Source organism: Flavobacterium sp. EDS, from assembly GCF_020991525.1.
Taxonomy (GTDB): Bacteria; Bacteroidota; Bacteroidia; order Flavobacteriales; family Flavobacteriaceae; genus Flavobacterium.
On sequence record NZ_JAJMOZ010000008.1, the window covers coordinates 209269 to 227117 of the forward strand.

Sequence of the window (17849 nt, forward strand, 5' to 3'; positions counted from 1 at the left end):
ACTATTATTTTCCTTTTAGTAATTTTTCCAAATATTCATTTTTTTCTTTTTCAACCTGAACCAAACGTTCGTAAAGTTCAACTACTTTATCAAGAGGATTGAAATTACAAATATTGTTATGACCAAAATTGCTGTTTGAAACAGATTCGTTAAAAGTGTTAAAATAATTAAACACATTTTCTTCAGAAAAACTCTTTATTGCTTCTGTAGTCACGCCAAGCGCTTTTGCAATTTCCACAAGTTTTTTATCATCAATTTCCTCACTTCCTTCAATTCCGGAAATAGCTTGCTGATTTGTACCAATTGCTTGTGCAAGTGCTTCTTGTTTCATGCCTCGAAGTTCTCTGATTCGGCTTATATTTCTGCCAATGTGTTTTGGTTTTGTGTCTGTACTCATATTTCAAAGGTATTTAAAATTCTTTAAAAAAATAGTAGTTAGTGAAAAATATGATTTTTTGGTGAGGCACTACTTTATGTTTTTTTTGCATAAAAACGTTTCCCATACAGTAATAAATTGGTTCGTTTATATTTTATTTGATATTTTTTTATATTTAGAAAATCACTTGTCTCTATGAATTGTAACAACACCATTATGCTACCAATTTTTTGAAATAATTCTCAATCAGTTCTCGAAGTTTCTCAATATCAGCTTCGTAAAATTTAACGTCGACATTTTCATTAAGTTTTTTAATTCTTAACTTTATATATTCAACTTCAGCCTCAGAAGTTTGGTATAGAACTTGAGGATCTGATGAACCATGATGTTCTTCAATTTCTGACAAAAGTCCTGTTTCCAAACGACATAATGCATCTATTTTCTTGAATTTTTCATGTATGATTCTAATTTGTTTTACAATTTCATCAGTTAGTAGTATTTTATTTCTATGACTATAATTTATAACATGTAAAAAGTTCACTTGAAATGACTCTATATTCTTTTGTAAATCTTCATGGGTCTTATATGACGGAGCAATTAAATTTGTAAAGCTGAAATGAAAAGATACAACTAAGTCATACATTTTTTTTAAGCATTCAATTTGTAATTCTGCATGTCTAGTAAATTTAAATTCTTTTTTTGTAAGATCGGATTTGAATGTTTCAATTGCTTTTGTAAGGGAAATATTTTTCAAATAATTTACTATTCCAATTACAATAAGCACTAGTAATAAAATCCAAGATGTAACATCTTTGTAATCGACGATTACATTTTTCGCAAGTTCTGTAGTTGTCTCTATCATTTAGTCTTTAATTGACGGTTTCTTTTAATCTTTTTTCAATTTTAAATATAAGATTGAATACAAATTTATAATATGGAAACGCTTGTAAAGTTGCATACTCAGTCATATGCAATGCTTGAAACGTAGGATTAATTTTAGTATTCAGAAACACTTCTCTTACTTCATTTGGATTTGAAAAACTACCTTGAAACATTTTATATTCATCTGGTAAATCTTTTAGAATTTTACTGGAATCAGCATGTGAAAATCCATTTCTTAATAGTTTTCGAATCCTTTCATGCAATATACACTCTTCATCATCCGTAATTAAATCAAATTCTCTACATTTTTTGATAGATTTTTCTAAAGTTATATCACCATACTTCCTATTTGGTTCTTTAAAAATATTATCTAAATCATTAAGGTCTTCAACTGGGCCAATACCAGCTTCATTATAAATTAGGGCAATCTTTAATAATCTTTCTAGAAGATAATTTGTTAAGGTTATTGTCGCTTTATGTAAATCTAAAAGTACACATGTGTTTATCTCGTAAATTATTGTGTTCAATTCACTGCAGATTTCAAATTGAGGATTTAAAAAATTCGAAACCTCATTATAATTTTTATTAACCCTCTTTAAAATTCCTTGTTCGATATTCGATTTACTCATTTTTTTATTTTTGAAGTTAAATATAAATGTAGTCTTTAATTTATTTTTTCGCATTCAATTTCTAAAAATTATGATTAGCATGTTGTGCGAAGTCTCCCGACTTCATACAACAAAATATATTAAAATTTTACTCTTGTTGAATCCATTCGTATTTTCCGTCTTTTAAATAAATTACTCCACCACCGCAACTTTCTTCGGCATGAATAAATATTCCGTCATTCAATAATTTTATTTTATCAGCCTCATTAACTTCTTCATCCGCCATTATTTCGCCATCTTCATTTACATTATTCCAATATAATTCATTCTTGGGCGCTTTTTCGAATATTCCAGCCCAATCTATTTCATCAAAACCTTGCTTGAGAATATTATTTCCCATTCCTAAATAATCTATTCTTTTTCCATTTCCGAATATGATTCTTAAACCACTTTTCTCATTTTTGGTACTTCTTACGATTTCAACAGTTTCATTCAATCCATCTCCATCCAGATCACAAGAAATTTTGTTTACTTCATGTTTTTTAGAAACTACAATTGTATCCGAATTATTAGCTTGCTTTTCTTCAGACTTTTGTATCGCATCAACTTTTAAATTTTCAGCTTTTTCGTTTTGTGATTTTTCTTCTTTTTTACAAGAGATAAAAGCGATTGCAATAACTATTAAAATTCTAATTTTCATGTTTCTAATTTGTGTGTTTTCATTTTACAATATTCCGTTTTTATAACCTTCTGATTATTTAACTACTTAAATAACGAATTAAATGTTACATAGATATTCCCCGTTTCACTCGCTTTTCTTCTTTTTTTAAATAATAAATCAGGAAGGGTAATTCTATTATCCAATATAGCAAATAAGTCAATTCCATCCATGATAATTATTGATTTAAAATCAGAAGAGATTGCTTCCGCAGTAACTCCATCTATAGAAATTAACAATCCCGCTGCATTTTTAAATTTTGTTTCCACTTTAAAACAAAACGTAGCTAAATCACTTCTATTAACTTCAGTTGCCCACTTTGCTTCAAGTAAATAATCTGTGTTTTGAAAAGTAAAGGCACCATCTATTTGTTCTCCATATAGTTTAAACGCACCTTTTGGATCTAGATCGAAAAGTAAAAACAACTTATAAAGAAATTTTTCAAATTGAAACCCGCGTTGTTGGAAATTTTTATTTACGGCTATTTTATTAAATTCTTCTTTTAATTCAAAAAGCTCTTGCTCTAATGACAAAGCTTTTTTGGTTGTTTGTTCGACTTTAGCCTTTCTTTCTTTTGCTTCTGCTTCTTCTATAGTTATTTGAATAAATCCTTTGGTAAAACTTCTTAAATTATTTACAGCCTCTTTTGCTCTTTTAATTTTAGAACCATCTTCATCCCAATACTTTAAATTACTAAAATCATTGAAATCTGTAACAGCTAAAGTTAAATTCATAAGTTCATTCTCGAAAAGATCTAAACGATTTGTCATTCTATTAAGTAGTTCTTTTACAATTTCTCTTTTAGTTGCAGTCCAATTAATAGTTCCTATTATCGCAGGATTATCAAGAGTAAGTTTTATAAATTGTTGCAAATCTTCTTTTTTCCAATAAATAACTGATAAAGCTTCCTGCAAAGATAAAATTGCTTGTGGAGAAATTTTCTTTTTTGATTTCATTTTTTTCTTACTTACTTATTATTGATAACGTTTCGCATCGAATTTATTAAAGTTTCATTCCCTTCTATGATTTACCTTTATTGGCAGTTATTTCCCTAAAATGTAGTTTTTAAATCTCTATCCCTCTTAAGTTTTTATATAATTTCAATGCAAAAATATCTGTCATTCCAGAAATAAAGTCTATGATGTGCATAACCTTTACATAAGGGTTACTAGATTCGTCAAATGAAAATTGTTTTGGTAACAATTCAAGTATTTTTTTTTGTTCATTATCTCGATTATCTTTAGGAGTTAATGCCGAAGAAACAAAATCTTCTACCAAACTAGACATAATTCTAAAGCCAGCAATTTCTAATTTAACAACTTTACGGGCATTATATATTTTTTCAATAGATATTTTTTCAATCTTTTTCATCACAGATTCTAGTTCTGGAATATCTTCCAGTAAACTTTTTTCATAAGTTCCTTTTAAAATTTGGTCTCTATTTTCCCAAAATACTTTAGAACATTTGTGAATAAGTGTGTTAATTGATTTGGCTCTTAAATATGAAATGGATTCATTAGGGTCACCTTTTAATATTTCAGCTTGTTCAGTTACCCATTTAATATCGTAGTCTGGGTTTTCTTTAATTATATCAAGGAAGATAGTACTTACTTCTTCATAAGTTAATATTCCTAATCTATGAGCATCTTCAAAATCAATGATATTATAAGAAATATCATCAGCAGATTCAACAAGATAGACAAAAGGATGCCGCTTATAAGTAATTCTTGATTCTACATTATCAGGAATCATGTTTAATTCATTAACAATATCAAGAAAAACTTTTTCGTCAATTTTGAAAAAACCATATTTTTTTCTGTGTAATATTTTTTTTTCAGAGGCTAATGATTCGCATGGATATTTTAAAATTGAACCAATCGTACTGTAAGTAAGTCTAAAGCCTCCTTTACTTCTATCTTGCTGTTGCATTGTTAAAACTCTTAAAGCATTTGCATTTCCTTCAAAAGTTATTAAATCTTGCCATTCAGCATCTGAAAAATTATTTTTAAAATTAATGTCTTCTATTTTTTGAGTATCTCTTTTTTTAAAATATTTTGAAATAGCCTCTTCTCCAGAATACCCAAAAGCGGGATTGCCTAAATCATGAGCTAAACAAGCTGAAGCTATCACACTCTTGAGACTGTTTCTATAAAATGGTCTTGCTTTATTATCATTTTTGACTTCCTCCAAATCAGAGATTTTCTTACCAATTATTTTACCTAAAGATCTACCAACACTTGCAACTTCTAAAGAATGAGTTAATCTATTATGGACAAAAACTTCTTCTGGAAGAGGAAATACTTGAGTTTTGTTTTGAAGCCTACGAAATGGACTAGAAAAAATAATTCTATCCCAATCTCTTTCATATTCACTTCTTATATCTTCTGATGCATTTTCCATTCCAAATCTTTTAGGAGAAAAACAATTATTCCAAGTCATTTCCATTTATTTTAGTTTTATTATTTAATAAATTCTTTGATTTAGTTAAAAAATATTTTTGTAATATATTCTTTTCAAATATAATATTTTTATTACAACAAACTACTTCTAATGAAAACGATACCGCGTGAAGGATAGTAGCGATATCCTTTTATGAAGTGAAACGGAATAAAAGATATAGTGAATAGCCCGACCCGGAGGGACACGTCCGAAATATTAAAAGTTTCGGAATTAAACTGGTTGATTAAAGATTACACACCAATTATGTCTTTTCTGTAAAGATAAGATTGCACTGAGACTTCGACTCCGCTCTGCCTGACAGTTGGAGTCAATATAAAACAAAAAATCCCATTCACCTTTCGGGAATGGGATTTCTATAATTGACATTTTTTTTTATTTTAAACTACTGCCGCAACTTCTTGTGGCAACGGAATTTGATTTTTAAGAAGATCTTCGAATGTTTCGGCTTGGCGAATTAATATTCCTTGACCATTCATCCATAAAACTTCGGCTGGTTTGTATCTTGAATTGTAGTTTGAAGCCATTGAGAAACAATATGCTCCTGCATTTCTAAAAGATAAAATATCACCTTCGGTAATTTGTGCGATTCTACGGTTGTTAGCAAACGTATCTGTTTCACAAATGTATCCTACTACTGAATAAAAACGCTCTTTCCCTTTTGGATTTGAGATGTTTTCGATATGATGAGAAGAACCATATAACATTGGACGAATTAAGTGATTAAAACCACTATCGATTCCAGCAAAAACAGTTGATGTTGTTTGTTTTACAACATTTACTTTTGCTAAAAAGAATCCTGCTTCACTCACTAAAAATTTACCTGGTTCGAAAATCAAGGTTAAATCTTTACCATATTCTGCACAGAAAGAGTTGAATCTTTTTGATAATTTCTTACCTAATTCTTCAATATCTGTTTCGATATCATCTTTTTTGTATGGTACTTTAAAACCGCTTCCAAAATCCAAAAACTCTAAATTTTTGAAGTTTTTAGCTGTATCGAATAAGATTTCTGCAGCATACAAGAATACTTCGATATCCAAAATATCAGATCCTGTGTGCATGTGAATTCCCACAATGCTCATTTTTGTATTTTCAACAATTCGCAATAAATGCGGTATTTGATGTACCGAAATTCCGAATTTACTATCAATATGTCCTACAGAAATATTTGCATTTCCTCCTGCCATTACATGCGGATTAATACGAATACAAACTGGTGTATTTGGATATTTAGTTCCGAATTGCTCCAGAATAGATAAATTGTCAATGTTTATTTGTACACCCATTGCAGCAACTTCTTCAATTTCTTCTAAAGAAACTCCATTTGGTGTATAAAAAATTCTTTCAGGCTCGTATCCAGCATGAAGTCCTAATAATACTTCTTGAATAGATACTGTGTCTAATCCAGACCCCATATCCTTTAACAACTGAAGTATGGCAACATTTGACAAAGCCTTCATGGCATAGTTAATTCTAAGATGTTCTACTTTAGAGAACGCTTTAGTTAACCTGTTGTATTGTGATTGGATTTTTTCAGCATCATACACATATAATGGACTTCCAAATTGGTCTGCTAATTGCAGTAAATCTTTTGATTGCATTGTTAAACTATTTTTGACAAATTTATTACTCTTTTGTATATCCACCAATAAAATGTAAAATAATAACAAATTATAACAATTTGTTTAAAATCAAACAATTTATGCGTTATTTTAAATTTATTTAAAACCCTTTTACTTGCTAAGGTTCTAAGATACTAAGTTACTATCTTTTTTTTATAAAAAATCCCTTAAATAGTAGTGAATTAGTGCCTTATAAACTAAAAGCAGAAACCCTTGAATGCTATTATTCAAGGGTTTCTTTTCGTTGTGTTGTTTGTTGGTTTATAGACTTGGTAAGTCCCCGCTTCCTTTTGTTGGTAAATTTGTAGATCCCATTAAATATAAATCTACTTCTCTTGCTGCCTCACGGCCTTCTGAAATTGCCCAAACAATTAAGGATTGTCCTCTGCGCATATCACCAGCTGTAAAAATATGTGGCACATTAGTTTGATAATTTGTCGCTTTGTAATTGCTTCTCATATCCAACTGTAAACCTAATTGATCGCTTAATGTTTTTTCTGGTCCTGTAAATCCAAGCGCTAATAATGCAAGATCACAAGGCCATATTTTCTCTGAACCTTCTTTTTCTATAAGTTCTGGTCGTTGTCCTGCTGTCATTTTCCAAGCTACTTCAACAGTTTTCAAACCTACTAATTCTCCTTTTTCGTTTGCAAGAAACTCTTTGGTATTAATTAACCAGTTTCTATCACAACCTTCTTCATGAGAAGACGATGTTTTAAGTTGCAACGGCCAAAATGGCCAAGGCGTAGATTCGCTTCTTCCAACTGGCGGTTTAGGTAAAATCTCAAAATTAGTAACCGATTTTGCTCCGTGTCTGTTTGAAGTCCCGATACAATCTGATCCTGTATCTCCCCCTCCAATAACAATAACATCTTTGCCTGTAGCTTTTATTTGGTTTGGAATTTCTTCTCCAAATAAAACCTTTGTTTGTTGCGTTAAGAAATCCATTGCCTGCACAACTCCTTTGCTTTCGATTCCTTTTGTTGGCAAGCTTCTTCTTTCAGTTGCTCCTCCACATAAAACAATCGAATCAAATGCATTTAGTTCTTCGATACTATAATTTACCCCAACATTTACATTGGTTTTAAAAACAATTCCTTCAGCTTCTAATATTACTACACGTCTGTCGATAATTCCTTTTTCTAATTTAAAATTAGGAATTCCATAACGCAATAATCCGCCTATTGCATTGTCTCTTTCAAAAACAGTAACCGTATGTCCTGCTCTGTTTAATTGTTGTGCCGCTGCCAAACCTGCAGGACCTGAACCAATAACAGCAACAGTTTTTCCTGTTCTCTTTTTTGGAGGTTGTGGCTTAATCCAACCTTCTGCAAAACCTCTTTCGATAATATTTTTTTCGATATTTTCAATCGCAACTGGTTCTTTGATAATTCCTAACACGCATGATTTCTCACATGGTGCCGGACATAAACGACCTGTAAATTCTGGAAAGTTATTTGTTGATTGCAAAATTTTTAATGCACTCTCCCATTCTTCCTGATGTACCATGTCATTAAAATCTGGAATTAAATTCCCTAACGGACATGCACTGTGACAAAACGGAATACCACAATCCATACATCTTGAACCTTGTTCTTTAATCTTATCTTTTTCTAAGGTTATCGTAAACTCATTATAGTTTGATATACGCTCCTTAACAGCAATATTACTTTCGTCTGCTCTATTATATTCTTTAAATCCACCTATCTTACCCATGATATTTTTATTAAATTTAGTTGTGAGAAGTGAGTTGAAAAACTCAAACTTAGTACCTCTGCACCTTTGTAACTCAGAACCTTTTAATCAGCTATTAATTCTTCGATTTGCTTTTCCTCTGCTATTCTTTGTAATGCCTTTTTATAATCTGTTGGCATTACTTTGATGAAATGTTCCTGTTCATTTTCCCAGTCTGCCAAAAGTCTTTTTGCCAATGGGCTATTTGTGTATAACGAATGGTTCTTGATTAAACGTCTTAGCTTGATAAAATCATCTTCTTCTAATGGATCAAATGCAACCATTTCCATATTGCATAATGTCGAATCGAATTTTCTATTCTTGTCATAAACGTAAGCAACACCACCGCTCATACCCGCAGCAAAATTTCTTCCGGTTTTACCTAAAATAACAACAGTTCCTCCGGTCATATATTCGCAACCATGATCCCCAATTCCCTCTACAACGGCTGTTGCTCCAGAATTTCTCACACAGAAACGTTCTCCCGCCATACCATTAATGTATGCTTCACCAGTAATAGCTCCATAGAGAGCAACGTTACCAATAATAATATTCTCCTCAGGCTTGAAAGTTGCTGTTGGTGGAACTTTAATAATCAGTTTTCCTCCTGAAAGCCCTTTTCCTAAATAGTCATTACAGTTTCCGTGAATTTTAAATGACAATCCATTTGTAGCAAATGCTCCAAAACTTTGTCCTGCTGAACCTTCAAAATCAACTAATATTGTATCCTCAGGTAATCCTTGTGCACCATATATTTTTGAAATTTCATTACTTAAAATTGCACCCACTGAACGGTCTGTATTCTTAATCTTGAAATTAACTCTTGTTTTTTCTTTTCTATAAATAGAAGGAATTGCTTCTTTTATAATTGCAAAATCCAATACGTTTTCTAAAGCGTGATCTTGTGTAGTTGTATTGTGATTCGGAACTGTTTTTGCTTTTTCTGGTTTGTAAAGAATCGAAGACAAGTCTAATCCATTTGCTTTATAATGTTTGATAGCTTTGTTCACATTTAATTTCTGTGATTGTCCTACCATTTCTTTTAAAGTTCTGAATCCTAATTGTGCCATGATTTCTCTTAACTCCTCTGCAATAAAATACATGAAGTTAATTACATGCTCTGGTGTTCCTTTGAAATTTTTTCTTAATTCTGGATCCTGTGTAGCAATACCAACTGGACATGTATTTAAGTGACAAGCTCTCATCATGATACAACCTGAAGCTACAAGCGGCGCAGTTGCAAAACCAAATTCTTCTGCTCCTAATAAAGCTGCTATAGCGACATCACGACCTGTTTTTAACTGACCATCACATTCTAAAACCACACGGCTTCTTAAATCATTTAAGATTAAAGTTTGCTGTGCTTCCGCCAAACCAAGTTCCCAAGGAATACCTGTATGTTGCAATGATGTTAGTGGTGCAGCTCCTGTTCCTCCATCATAACCAGAAATCAAAATCACATCTGCTTTTGCTTTGGCAACACCAGCAGCGATTGTCCCTACTCCAACTTCTGAAACTAATTTTACGTTTACACGCGCTTCACGATTGGCATTTTTTAAATCGAAAATTAATTGTGATAAATCTTCAATAGAATAAATATCATGGTGAGGTGGTGGAGAAATAAGCCCTACATATGGTGTTGAATTTCTAGTTTCAGCAATCCAAGGCACAACTTTTTCACCTGGTAATTGTCCTCCTTCTCCAGGTTTTGCACCTTGAGCCATTTTTATTTGAATCTCTTTGGCATTTGTCAAGTAATTAATCGAAACGCCAAATCTTCCTGAAGCAACTTGCTTGATAGCACTATTTCTAGAATCTCCATTAATTTCTTTCTGGAAACGTTTAGGATCTTCTCCTCCTTCTCCTGAATTACTTTTTCCTCCAATTCTATTCATAGCAATTGCTAAATTCTCATGTGCTTCTCTACTGATAGATCCATAAGACATTGCTCCTGTTTTGAATTTTTTCACAATCTCAGTCCAAGGTTCTACTTCATCAATAGAAATCGGATCTAAATTATTGAATTCAAACAACCCTCTAATTGTCATAAGGTTTGAGCTTTGCTCATTGACCATATTAGAGTACTCTTTATAACTCTCTGGGCTGTTTAGACGAACTGCTTGTTGTAACTTGGCAATTGTAGTTGGATTGAACATGTGTTTTTCACCTGATCTTCTCCATCTGTAAATACCTCCAATTTCTAATGGCAATAAATTGGCAATCTTAGAATTTGGAAATGCTTTTTGGTATCTTTTCTTAACTTCTTTTTCAATTTCCATCAAACCGATTCCTTCAATTCGAGACGGTGTGTATGGAAAATATTTAGTTGAAAAAGTTTTGTTTAATCCTAAGATTTCAAAAATTTGTGCTGCTCTATACGAATGTAATGTAGAGATACCTATTTTATTCATAATCTTAAGAATACCTTTTGCAATAGCTTTATTATAATTTGCAATGGCATAATCGGCTTTTACTCCTGTAATAAAACCTTGCTCAACCTGATTATGAATAATTTCATTTACCATATAAGGATTAATAGCACTAGCACCGTAACCAAATAATAATGCAAAATGATGTGGTTCACGAGGTTCTGCCGATTCGATTATAATTCCGAATTTAGAACGAACCTGCAAAATATTCAATGAATGATGAACATACGAACAAGCCAACAACATTGGTATTGGTGCTAATTCTTTGCTTACTCCTCTATCTGAAAGTATAATGATATTATGTCCTTCGTTTACGGCTTTGTAAGTTGCCTGAACACATTTTTCTAAAGCACGCTCTAATCCATTTACCCCTTTCTCTATTTTATATAAAGTAGAAATAGTTGCTGTTTTGAAATCTGCGTGATCTATATTTTTAATTTTATCTAAATCCTCTTTAGAGATAACTGGATTTTGGATTTTTAATTTTTTGCATTGTTTTGATTCAATTTCAAAAATATTAAAATCTCCCCCTACCGCTAAACTAATATCTGTGATAATTTCTTCACGTATACCATCTAAAGGTGGATTAGTTACTTGTGCAAATAATTGTTTAAAGTAATTATACAATAATTGTGGTTGCTCTGACAATACAGCCAATGGTGTATCATTACCCATTGAACTAATCGCTTCGGCACCCTGAGATCCCATTGGATTAATTATTGTTTTTAAATCTTCGATTGTATAACCAAATAATCGTTGTCTTGTTTCAAAATCAATACTCTCTACAGGAGTTGGATTATTAGTATATGGTACCTTTGCTAATGGCAATAAATTTTCATTAAGCCATTCTTTATAAGGTCTTTTTGTTGCTATAGAGTTTTTAATCTCATCATCTTCAATAATACGTCCTTCATTCATATCTACCAAGAACATTTTCCCTGGCTCTAAACGACCGTGTTGTATTACATCTTCAGGGTTAACATCAAGGACTCCAATCTCTGATGACATGATCACGAAACCACTTTTTGTTAATGTATAACGAGAAGGTCGTAATCCATTTCTATCAAGTAAAGCACCAATTACATTTCCATCCGTAAACGGAATTGAAGCTGGTCCATCCCAAGGCTCCATGATGCAAGCATTATATTCATAAAATGCTTTTTTATCTTCTGACATTGTTTGGTGTTTCTCCCAAGCTTCAGGCACAACCATCATCATTGCTTCTGGCAGTGATCTTCCTGTCATTAACAGTAATTCAACCACCATATCCATAGAAGCAGAATCTGATTTTCCTTCTAATATAATAGGGAATAACCTTTTAATATCATCCCCAAAAATATCACTTTGCATCAATTCTTCACGAGCTCTCATTCTGCTAATGTTACCGCGAAGTGTATTGATTTCTCCATTGTGACACATATATCTAAATGGCTGAGCCAACTCCCAAGAAGGGAATGTATTTGTAGAGAAACGTTGATGTACTAACGCCAGACGTGTTACTAAATCGGTATCTTTTAAATCGATAAAATAACCACTAATATCTTCTGGCATCAACAAACCTTTATATATAATTGTTGTTGTAGATAAACTAGAGAAATAAAACATATGACTCTCAGAAGTTTTAGAATTTCTGACAGCATGTTCTGCTATTTTTCTTGCTGCAAATAACTTAGCGTTAAATTGTTGTTCTGTTAGATTCTGTCCGTTTTTGCCAACAAAAACCTGCTTAACAGTCGGTTCTTTTTCTGCTGCAATTTCACCTAAACTATTTACATCAACTGGGACGTCTCTCCAGCCAAGAATAGTAAGGTTCTGTTCTTTTATGGTTGTTTCGAATGCATTAATACAAAATGCAACTTGGTTTTTACTTTTAGGTAAAAAAACCATTCCTACTCCATACTCTCGTGTTTCAGGGATTTCAAAATCACAAACTTTCTTAAAAAAATCATGTGGGATATCAAATAAAATTCCAGCACCGTCTCCAGTTCTTCCATCAGAACTAACTGCACCACGATGTTCCAATTTTATTAAGATATCCAATGCTTTATGAATGATGTCGTTAGACTTAATACCATTCAAATTACAAATAAATCCTGCACCACAATTGTCGTGTTCAAATTCGGGCAGATATAGCCCTTGTTCTTTAACTTTCATTCTTGATATTTTTTTTACAAAAATAAAGATTCCATTAAACATAATGTATCGAATAAAGCGTATCGCTTACATTTTTATAGTAATATTAGAAAAACAATCCTAAATTGTCAATAACATTATTTAACCCACCCCGAATTGCCAAAATCATATTTCAAATTTCATTTTTAGAAGCAAAATCCCAATTATACCTCAAAATACACATTATTTTATGTTAAATCTCAAACGATATAGTGTCTTTAAATTAACATTCCTTACACAATTATTTAACTCAAAAATCTAATTAATATTAAAGAAATCGTAAAGCAAAATAAGTCTTGCTTTTTATTCCAAAAAGATTTCTTTTTAAAGTTGATTTTTGCTATTTTTGTCCCACTTTTATTCTGAAATTAATTCAGAACCAGACAAATTCTATATTATGAACATACACGAATATCAAGGAAAAGAAATTTTAGCTAGTTACGGAGTACGCATTCAACGCGGAATTGTGGCTAATAATGCGGTTGAAGCTGTGGCTGCTGCAAAACAATTAACTGCTGAGACTGGTACAGGATGGCACGTTATTAAAGCACAAATTCACGCAGGTGGACGTGGAAAAGGTGGTGGAGTTAAGTTGGCTAAAAACTTACAACAAGTTGAAGAAATAGCTGAACAAATCATCGGAATGCAATTGATTACTCCTCAAACTTCTGCTGAGGGTAAAAAAGTAAATAAAATTTTAGTTGCTGAAGATGTTTACTATCCTGGTGAAAGTGAAACTTCTGAATTTTACGTTTCTGTTTTATTGAATAGAGGTACAGGTCGTAACATGATCATGTATTCTACTGAAGGTGGTATGGATATCGAAGAAGTTGCTGAACACACTCCACACTTAATCTTTACGGAAGAAGTTGATCCATCTGTAGGATTACAAGGTTTTCAAGCAAGAAGAATTGCCTTTAACTTAGGTCTTTCTGGAAATGCTTTTAAAGAAATGGTTAAATTCATTGACTCATTATACAATGCATATATTGGTTCTGATGCTTCTATGTTTGAAATCAACCCAGTATTAAAAACTTCAGATAATAAAATTTTAGCAGTTGATGCTAAAGTTAACATCGATGATAATGCACTATACAGACAACCAAAATATGCTGAAATGCGTGATATTCGTGAGGAGAACCCAATCGAAGTTGAAGCAAAAGAAGTAGGTTTAAACTACGTAGATCTTGACGGTACTGTAGGATGTATGGTAAATGGAGCAGGATTAGCAATGGCAACTATGGATTTAATTAAGTATGCTGGTTTCGAACCTGCAAACTTCCTTGACGTAGGTGGTACTGCTGACGCTAAACGTGTTGAAACTGCTTTCCGTATCATTTTAAAAGATCCAAATGTAAAAGCTATACTAATCAACATCTTCGGAGGAATCGTTCGTTGTGACCGTGTTGCTCAAGGAGTTGTAGACGCTTACAAAAACATGGGAGACGCTATTAAAGTGCCAATCATTGTTCGTCTACAAGGTACAAATGCTGCTATTGCAAAAGAATTAATTGATAACTCTGGAATGCCAATTTTATCAGCTGTAGAATTTCAAGAAGCTGCTGACCAAGTTAAAGCTGCACTTTCTTAATCAAATAAGAAATCAATTATATAGAAAATCCTTCCGATAATATTGGAAGGATTTTTTGTTTTATAAATAAAGCCACATACATCATAGATACACACTGCAACAACTAACGTTGCGTAAAATCCATATTGAAATGTTTTTTTTTCAATCGCAAGATGCACTAAAACTTTAATCTAGTTTTATGATTAAAACGCAAAATTCACAAAACCATAGCCTTGCAAACTTTACGTTTATTATAGAATCATTACAACTTATAGATTAAATTAATTATTTCAGAACAGTTGATAATTCAACAAGCTCAAATGTCGGATCCTTTTCAATAAACTGTCTGAACATTGCAGCATGACCAGCACCTACTAAAACCATTATTTTATCATCTTTGCTTTCAGTTAGCTTTTGGACTAAAGAATACATATACAAGTTTCGTTTATACCAGTTTGCGACTAAAGAAGCACCTGTAAAATCATCTGGATTTCCAGTTCTATTTGCTACTTCAAAGTACCATTGTAAATTATCTTTATCAGCTTCATTTTCATTGTAGTATAATATAAGTTCAGTTAAAGTACTTCTTGAGATTCTTTCATTTTGATCATTCTCAAATTTTTTCATCAATTCCGCAGTCCTTTCCTTTAAATTCTTTTGATTAGCTTTATCCATACTTATCATTAAACTGTCATAAGAAAAGCGGTTACGATAATCAATTCCGTATAATTTTTTATGATTTAGTTTTTTAGCAGTACGAAGTGCCAGTTGCGTAATTTCGTTTGCGTCTTTTTTAAAAAGACTATCTGTGTTCTTATTGTAAAACTTATCTAATTCGGTTTGTTTGGTAAATTTCCATTCAACAAAAATTTTATCTGGTCCAAATTTCTTGATTTTGTCACTAATAATTTCAAGCTCTTTTTGACTTTTTTCAGACATAACATTAAACGTTTTTGTTTTAGCAATGTCATTTCCAGGATTTGCAAAATGAAAAGTTCCAATCAGTAATATTTGTTTCTTTTTTGCTTGAGCAGAAGATAGGTTAAACGTAATAAGAGCTAGTAATAAAATAATTTTTTTCATGATGATTTTGTATTTAAATTCATTGCAAATGTACAAGCAGGTTTGAAGCATTTTTATTGGTTTTGATGAACACTAAGTTCCACTTGACCAACAGCCGATATTCTGCTTTAAAAATGTTCATATAAAGTTTTTCAAGGTTCGTCATTAAAAAACAATATTTCATATAAACATCATTTCCATTAAAATTCATAATTGTATTTTTGAACTTATAACTATCATTTATGAAACTTAAAATACCATTTTACTACCATGTAATTCTTTTCTTTGGATTGTTCCTAACCTATTGTCTTTGGGATTATGGAATTAATAATAAAGTTATAATGGTTGAGCGAACCAAACTTTATTTCTGGATTACATCGACTTTTTTTCTTTCTGTTTTTGTAGTTTATATAGTCAATTTTTATACGGTTTGTGATTGGTTTTTGAATAAAAGGAAAATCCATTTTTATTTTTTAAGCATTCCGTTTTCACTAACCCTTTTTGCTGGAGTCAGATATGTTTTTCAAGAAGTGATTATGTTTAATATTATTGGAGTGCATAACTATGCTATTGGGGATTTAGAATGGAGTTTTTATATACGTGATAATTTCTTTTTTGGATTACCTGCTGTTATCTTTAGCGCCTTAAGCTATTCATTTTGGCAGTTTCAAAGTGCACAACAGCAAAATCAGGAATTGCTTTTAGAAAACAAAAAAGCAGAATTTCAAATATTAAAAGCTCAGGTGAGTCCTCATTTTTTATTTAATACGTTGAATTCTTTTTACAGTCAGCTGATTTTAAAAGATGACGAAATGGCTTCAGATGTTTTAGTACTTTCCGATTTACTTCGCTATGTTATTACAGAAACTGACAAAGATGAAGCAATACTATCCAAAGAAATTCAATTCATTCAGAACTATATACATTTACAGAAAAAACGATTTGAAGATCAACTGTATTTAGATTTTACTATTGAAGGAAATTATTCAAATGAAAAAATTCTTTCATCAGCCTTAATTCATTTTGTAGAGAATGTTTTTAAACATGGAAAATTCAATACCGAGCAAGAAAAAGCCGCTATTACGATCAAAATAAAAGAAGACTTTTTAGAGATATTAACTTTTAATCATATCGTTGAAGGCGAGAATTATTCTTCTACCGGAATAGGTTTTGATAACTTAACAAAAAGATTAGAATACATGTATAAAAGTAAATTTATACTTGAAAAAACTGAAGAAAATAATACCTTTAAAACCTACTTAAAAATACCTCTAAAAAAATAATTTATGGCTTTTAAATGCATAATTGTTGATGATGAACCACCAGCAACACGTATTCTGGAAAATTACATTAGTAAAGTTCATTTTCTTGAAAAAACTGCTGTTTTTAATGACTCATTAAAAGCATTAGAATTTTTAAACACACAAGCAGTTGATGTTGTTTTTTTAGACATACAAATGCCTCAATTAACCGGCTTACAGATTTCAAAAATAATTTCAAAAGATATAAAAGTTATTTTCACAACTGCATATCCAGATTTTGCTTTAGAAGGATTTGAACTGAATGCCGTTGATTACTTATTGAAACCTATTGCTTTTGAACGTTTTTATCAAGCAGTTTCTAAATTAAATTCCAATTCGAAAACAGAAACCTCAAACAATAACTCTTCTGATTTTATTTTTATAAAAACTGACGGTAAAAATAAATTTCATAAGTTATTTTTAGATGATGTTTTATATATAGAAAGCCTACAGAACTATGTTTGCATTCATACCGCAAAACAACAACTTATCACGCATTCATCTTTAAAAAATATAATAGAATCATTGCCAGGAAATAATTTTATCCAGATACATAAATCATATGTAATTTCTCTTAAACAAATCGAATCAACAGATAGCTTTTCAGTTTTCATCAATGAAAAAGAATTACCCATTGGAGCTACTTATAAGGATTCGTTTTTTGAACAAATTGATAAAAATAGAGTCTAATACTCCCCATAGCCTTTGGTATTAATCTTTCGTTCTCAAGAAGTCGCAGAGATACAAAAGCCTTTTCAAACAAAAAACAACCATAATTTTACCGCAAAGAGCGCAAAGATAAAAAACCGCAAAGGTTCGCAAAGCCATTAAACTTTGCGAACCTTTGCGTATCCCGATAGCTATCGGGACTGTGGTCTTTGCGGTATTTTTTTTGTCAACCAAAAAGTTTCGAAC

General features: G+C 31.4%; 14 protein-coding genes. 3 read left to right on the plus strand and 11 right to left on the minus strand.

What is annotated here, in order from left to right; genetic code table 11:
* Nucleotides 1-4: 4 nt before the first annotated feature.
* From LPB87_RS13510 to gltB, 9 genes are all read right to left on the minus strand, one after another.
* On the minus strand, nt 5-397 hold the full coding sequence (locus tag LPB87_RS13510; RefSeq protein WP_230728219.1) for a helix-turn-helix transcriptional regulator: 393 nt from the start codon (nt 395-397) through the stop codon (nt 5-7).
* A gap of 193 nt (nt 398-590) precedes the next feature.
* Nucleotides 591-1238, minus strand: coding sequence for a hypothetical protein (locus LPB87_RS13515; protein ID WP_230728220.1), 648 nt, complete (start codon nt 1236-1238; stop codon nt 591-593).
* A 7-nt stretch (nt 1239-1245) separates the two neighbouring features.
* The gene (locus tag LPB87_RS13520) at nt 1246-1887 is read right to left on the minus strand and encodes a hypothetical protein (protein ID WP_230728221.1); all 642 of its coding nucleotides are present in this window, start codon (nt 1885-1887) and stop codon (nt 1246-1248) included.
* A 127-nt stretch (nt 1888-2014) separates the two neighbouring features.
* Nucleotides 2015-2566, minus strand: a complete 552-nt coding sequence (locus tag LPB87_RS13525) for a hypothetical protein (RefSeq protein WP_230728222.1) — start codon at nt 2564-2566, stop codon at nt 2015-2017.
* A gap of 62 nt (nt 2567-2628) precedes the next feature.
* Entirely contained in the window at nt 2629-3540 is a 912-nt protein-coding gene (locus LPB87_RS13530) for a hypothetical protein (protein WP_230728223.1), read from the minus strand.
* Nucleotides 3541-3649: 109 nt separating this feature from the next.
* Nucleotides 3650-5023, minus strand: a complete 1374-nt coding sequence (dgt, locus tag LPB87_RS13535) for a dGTP triphosphohydrolase (protein ID WP_230728224.1) — start codon at nt 5021-5023, stop codon at nt 3650-3652.
* Between the two features lie 398 nt (nt 5024-5421).
* Nucleotides 5422-6645: a diaminopimelate decarboxylase gene (lysA, locus tag LPB87_RS13540; RefSeq protein ID WP_230728225.1), complete on the minus strand. Its 1224-nt coding sequence runs from the start codon at nt 6643-6645 to the stop codon at nt 5422-5424.
* Between the two features lie 282 nt (nt 6646-6927).
* On the minus strand, nt 6928-8382 hold the full coding sequence (locus LPB87_RS13545) for a glutamate synthase subunit beta (RefSeq protein WP_230728226.1): 1455 nt from the start codon (nt 8380-8382) through the stop codon (nt 6928-6930).
* Nucleotides 8383-8465: 83 nt separating this feature from the next.
* The gene (gltB, locus tag LPB87_RS13550; RefSeq protein ID WP_129539507.1) at nt 8466-12983 is read right to left on the minus strand and encodes a glutamate synthase large subunit; all 4518 of its coding nucleotides are present in this window, start codon (nt 12981-12983) and stop codon (nt 8466-8468) included.
* A 415-nt stretch (nt 12984-13398) separates the two neighbouring features.
* Between gltB and sucC the strand changes: the two genes are divergently transcribed.
* Nucleotides 13399-14592 carry an ADP-forming succinate--CoA ligase subunit beta gene (gene sucC / locus LPB87_RS13555; protein WP_129539508.1) on the plus strand — a complete coding sequence of 398 codons (1194 nt, stop codon included), beginning with the start codon at nt 13399-13401 and terminating at the stop codon, nt 14590-14592.
* 264 nt (nt 14593-14856) lie between these two features.
* On the opposite strand, the gene LPB87_RS13560 is transcribed toward sucC, so the two are convergent.
* Complete coding sequence (locus LPB87_RS13560; RefSeq protein WP_230728227.1) at nt 14857-15654, minus strand: DUF5694 domain-containing protein; 798 nt, start codon at nt 15652-15654, stop codon at nt 14857-14859.
* Nucleotides 15655-15875: 221 nt separating this feature from the next.
* On the opposite strand from LPB87_RS13560, the gene LPB87_RS13565 reads away from it, so the two are divergent.
* Together LPB87_RS13565 and LPB87_RS13570 are read left to right on the plus strand one after the other, a co-directional pair.
* Nucleotides 15876-16916, plus strand: a complete 1041-nt coding sequence (locus tag LPB87_RS13565; protein ID WP_230728228.1) for a sensor histidine kinase — start codon at nt 15876-15878, stop codon at nt 16914-16916.
* Between the two features lie 3 nt (nt 16917-16919).
* The gene (locus tag LPB87_RS13570) at nt 16920-17624 is read left to right on the plus strand and encodes a LytTR family DNA-binding domain-containing protein (RefSeq protein ID WP_230728229.1); all 705 of its coding nucleotides are present in this window, start codon (nt 16920-16922) and stop codon (nt 17622-17624) included.
* Nucleotides 17625-17645: 21 nt separating this feature from the next.
* On the opposite strand, the gene LPB87_RS13575 is transcribed toward LPB87_RS13570, so the two are convergent.
* The coding region (locus tag LPB87_RS13575; RefSeq protein ID WP_230728230.1) for a hypothetical protein at nt 17646-17849 on the minus strand (204 nt) is incomplete at its 5' end.

Excerpts from the sequence above, each read along its gene's own strand:
- LPB87_RS13510 (WP_230728219.1), bottom strand. The coding sequence starts at position 397 with ATGAGTACAGACACAAAACCAAAACACATTGGCAGAAATATAAGCCGA.
- LPB87_RS13515 (WP_230728220.1), bottom strand. The coding sequence starts at position 1,238 with ATGATAGAGACAACTACAGAACTTGCGAAAAATGTAATCGTCGATTAC.
- LPB87_RS13520 (WP_230728221.1), bottom strand. The coding sequence starts at position 1,887 with ATGAGTAAATCGAATATCGAACAAGGAATTTTAAAGAGGGTTAATAAA.
- LPB87_RS13525 (WP_230728222.1), bottom strand. The coding sequence starts at position 2,566 with ATGAAAATTAGAATTTTAATAGTTATTGCAATCGCTTTTATCTCTTGT.
- LPB87_RS13530 (WP_230728223.1), bottom strand. The coding sequence starts at position 3,540 with ATGAAATCAAAAAAGAAAATTTCTCCACAAGCAATTTTATCTTTGCAG.
- dgt (WP_230728224.1), bottom strand. The coding sequence starts at position 5,023 with ATGACTTGGAATAATTGTTTTTCTCCTAAAAGATTTGGAATGGAAAAT.
- lysA (WP_230728225.1), bottom strand. The coding sequence starts at position 6,645 with ATGCAATCAAAAGATTTACTGCAATTAGCAGACCAATTTGGAAGTCCA.
- LPB87_RS13545 (WP_230728226.1), bottom strand. The coding sequence starts at position 8,382 with ATGGGTAAGATAGGTGGATTTAAAGAATATAATAGAGCAGACGAAAGT.
- gltB (WP_129539507.1), bottom strand. The coding sequence starts at position 12,983 with ATGAAAGTTAAAGAACAAGGGCTATATCTGCCCGAATTTGAACACGAC.
- sucC (WP_129539508.1), top strand. The coding sequence starts at position 13,399 with ATGAACATACACGAATATCAAGGAAAAGAAATTTTAGCTAGTTACGGA.
- LPB87_RS13560 (WP_230728227.1), bottom strand. The coding sequence starts at position 15,654 with ATGAAAAAAATTATTTTATTACTAGCTCTTATTACGTTTAACCTATCT.
- LPB87_RS13565 (WP_230728228.1), top strand. The coding sequence starts at position 15,876 with ATGAAACTTAAAATACCATTTTACTACCATGTAATTCTTTTCTTTGGA.
- LPB87_RS13570 (WP_230728229.1), top strand. The coding sequence starts at position 16,920 with ATGGCTTTTAAATGCATAATTGTTGATGATGAACCACCAGCAACACGT.